Here is a 3,333-nt window from a genome sequence, read left to right as displayed (position 1 = left end):
GCGGAGAACGTGCGGCGATCCTCTACTCTCTGATCGTCACCTGCCGGCTTAACGGCGTTGACCCCGAGACGTGGTTGCGTTACGTCATCGGTCATATACAGGACTGGCCGGTGAACCGGGTCCGCGATCTGCTGCCATGGAAGGTCGAGCTTCCCTCTGCCTGAACGTCAATACGGTCTGAATGCGACGCTTACCCGCAACCGGGTACACAACTTCTTTAACCAGCCCCTCCGGATTATTCAAAACCGCTTCCGCTATCCGGAATAAAAGTGTCGTTTTGCCATGAACCTTCTGAAAATCTGCGAGCAGCGTTTTAACCAACCGCCGTTCGGAGCGTGCTGACAGGCGATGGACGATCTGAATGAACAATTCGATCAAACCGTCGATTATCTCCCTCTGCCGGCTGTACAGAAATACGGTGTAAAGCCCGTAACGAATTGCCCAGGGATGCTGCCTCATTTCCCAGGCACTTTCGCTGTTCGCGCGTTGCCGGTAACGTTGCAACACCTTTGTGCTGAAAGAGGCAAACATATCAACCGGCAGATGCAGTGAACGTATAAAATTGAGTTTTTCGACCTCTTTTAACACGCTTTCCAGCCCTGTGCGCCCTGGGTCTGCTTTGAGATCGCCAAAACTTACGCCCTCAGCGTCATTACTCAGTGAGGCTTCCATCAACATTTTGCTGTCAGTGGACAGACTGTCAGCGCAGCGCTGGTACAGATGGAGTTCAAACTGCTGGAAAGACGAACGTACCAGCCGTTCCAGCTCTTTATCGGCCGGACACTCAACCTGGCGCTGCTGGAACCAGCCAAATGCAGCCTCGGTGGCGTCAGCAGGAGCAGAGCCATGAGGATAAAGGGTATTAACCAGCCAGTCTGAAAACGCATGTTTATCTGTTGCTGATACCCGGCTGATGCCCAGGAAGTTAAGGATCTCCTTGCGATGCCGGGCCCCGGTTCGCCCGGACCACTCATAGTCCCGAAACCCGGAAACATCCGCATCCAGCTGATCGGCTAAATAGTGTAGGGGCGTTTCCGGGATCTCATCGATTGTCGAAGGGAAGCGGCCGGTGTTCTGATAAAACTTAAGCTGAACGGCAAATGGCAGGTGGTTTCTGGCGGGTTTGGTTTTTAGCAAGCGGGTTTCTTCAAACTTCAGACTCCAGTACTCTGCCAGCTCATCAACATCCCAGATCCGTTTCATTTTGCCGTCCCATTATCAGTGCTTACCATAACGTTAATTTAACGGGGGTTCCTGAATCAGGCTCTGCATCATTTTCAGCCACGATCCGGTACCCCATCGCCTTATAACCCCGCTGACGTTTATCCCACATCCTGAGCAGCGCAGGATAACCCGTATCCACAAAGTCGATTATTCTGACATCTGTTTTGCCCGATTGCTCCCTGTGGAGGCGGCCAGCATACTGCTGTAGCGTCCCTTTCCACGACACGGGCATGGCGAGAATCAGCGTATCCAGTGGAGGATGGTCAAAACCCTCGCCAACCAGTTTACCTGTTGCCAGCAGGATACGGGGCGCATCCGGTGGCAGGGCGTTCAACTCGGAAATAAGCGTCGTACGCTTTTTTTTCGATAACCGTCCGTGAAGAACAAATGGTGATAATTTCAGCAGTGCCAGTTCGGACGCTATGTCATCCAGGTGATCGGTACGTTCGGTCAGTACCAGAACCTTACGCCCCTGTCCGAAAGCAATTCTGGCCTCGTCAGCAATAGCTGACGTTCTTTCCTGATCCAGCGCTATTTCTCTGAAAACATCCTGTATTCTGGCATCAGATGGCAGATTCCCGTGTGTAAAACGGGTACGGGGAACCACTTCCAGATTATGGGGACTTTCTTTTGGGCGGGCTGCTGTATGGCGAATGGGTCCACAGTGCATAAATATGATGGGATGCAGGCCATCCCGTCGAACCGGCGTTGCAGTCAGTCCCAGCACATATCTGGCATTTGCCTCTTTCAGTATCGCATCGAAAGAAGCCGCGCCAATATGATGGCACTCATCAACGATGATTTGCCCATAATTCTTAACCAGTGGGTCCACCTCTCCATGCCTGGATATTGACTGCATCACCGCAATATCAATATCACCGCCGGATTTGTTTTTGCCGCCCCCTATAACACCAATATCGTTACTGGTTTGCAGAAACAGACGGAGGCGCTCCTGCCATTGTTTCAACAATTCAGTTCGATGTACCAGCACAAGCGTATTGACTTTTCGGCGGGCGATAGCTGCCGCCGCAGTGACCGTTTTACCAAATGCGGTTGGTGCGCAAAGCACACCGCAGTCATGGCGCAGTAACTCAGAAACCGCAGTATCCTGGTCTGGCCTCAGTTTTCCCAGGAAAGCCACATCACATGCTGTTCCATCGAACCGTTCGTCTGTTATTTCACAGGCAATGCTGTTGTCGTGCAGTAAAGATAACGCCGTATCCAGACACCCACGGGGCAAAGCAATATGCTGGGGATAATTCTCAGCACAGCCTATTACACGGGGCTTATCCCATACTGACATGCGCATGGCCTGAGCTTTATAAAACTCAGGGTTCTGAAATGCTGCCAGCCGGATCAGTCGGTTGGCCAGCGCCTGGGGTAATTGTGCTTTTTCGAAGTAGATCAGGTTAGCAAGCGTGACCTTCAGTGAATCCGGTAGCGGAATGTTAAGCCTGGTATCTGATGATTTTTCGGACTTCCATGGTGTGGCCAAATCCTCTTCGTTGATAAAGGTCACATCCAGAGGATGAGTATTTCCGGTAGCCCGCAATATCGTCGGCTCAATATCATGAGCGTTCATCGGTATCACCGACGCCAGGAAAGCCCACTGGTCAGGATAAGGCCGGAGGGTGGCATCAACAAAAATACTCCCACCCGACTCTCGCGGTCCTTTTTGCAGAGGCAGCGCAATCAGGTTACCGAATCCACCTTTTGGCATAATATCCTGATTCGGAAACAACCGGTCATAGGAGCCCAACTGGAGCTGTCGGGTCCGGTTACAGGTATGACTGATAATAGCCGTCCCCAGACGGCGGGCATCCCTGGCGAGAACGCGGGACGCAAAAAACACCCAGATATGAGCCCCCTGACGCGATCTTGATACTTCCAGTGCTGCTGGCACACCAAGCTCATCGCAGGATTGCATGAACGCGGACGCATCGGCCTGCCATTCTGCCTCGTCAAAATCAACGGCCAGAAAATAACAGAAGTCATCTTCAAGCAAAGGATATACACCGATGGTGTGTTCGCCTGCCAGATGCCGGTAGATAACAGGATCCGATACGGGAATAAGCTGGCGGTGAGAGCAGTCGCTACATTTTATCCGGG

General features: G+C 52.2%; 2 protein-coding genes and 1 pseudogene. 1 reads left to right on the top strand and 2 read right to left on the bottom strand.

The window, feature by feature from the left end:
* A partial coding sequence (locus F7Q90_RS25030) for a transposase domain-containing protein (protein ID WP_151161046.1) occupies nucleotides 1-164 on the top strand: 164 nt, incomplete at its 5' end.
* A gap of 595 nt (nucleotides 165-759) precedes the next feature.
* Here the strand turns inward: F7Q90_RS25030 and F7Q90_RS27465 are convergent.
* Nucleotides 760-1,203 (bottom strand): annotated as a pseudogene (locus F7Q90_RS27465) (DUF4158 domain-containing protein); the annotation flags it as partial.
* Between the two features lie 22 nt (nucleotides 1,204-1,225).
* On the bottom strand, nucleotides 1,226-3,333 hold a 2,108-nt coding region (locus F7Q90_RS25020), incomplete at its 5' end, for a TOTE conflict system archaeo-eukaryotic primase domain-containing protein (protein WP_151161128.1).

The sequence above is a fragment of the Pantoea stewartii subsp. stewartii genome, from assembly GCF_008801695.1.
Taxonomy (GTDB): Bacteria; Pseudomonadota; Gammaproteobacteria; order Enterobacterales; family Enterobacteriaceae; genus Pantoea; species Pantoea stewartii.
The sequence above is the reverse complement of the archived record's forward strand: the minus strand, read 5'-3'. Positions and strand labels throughout refer to the sequence as shown.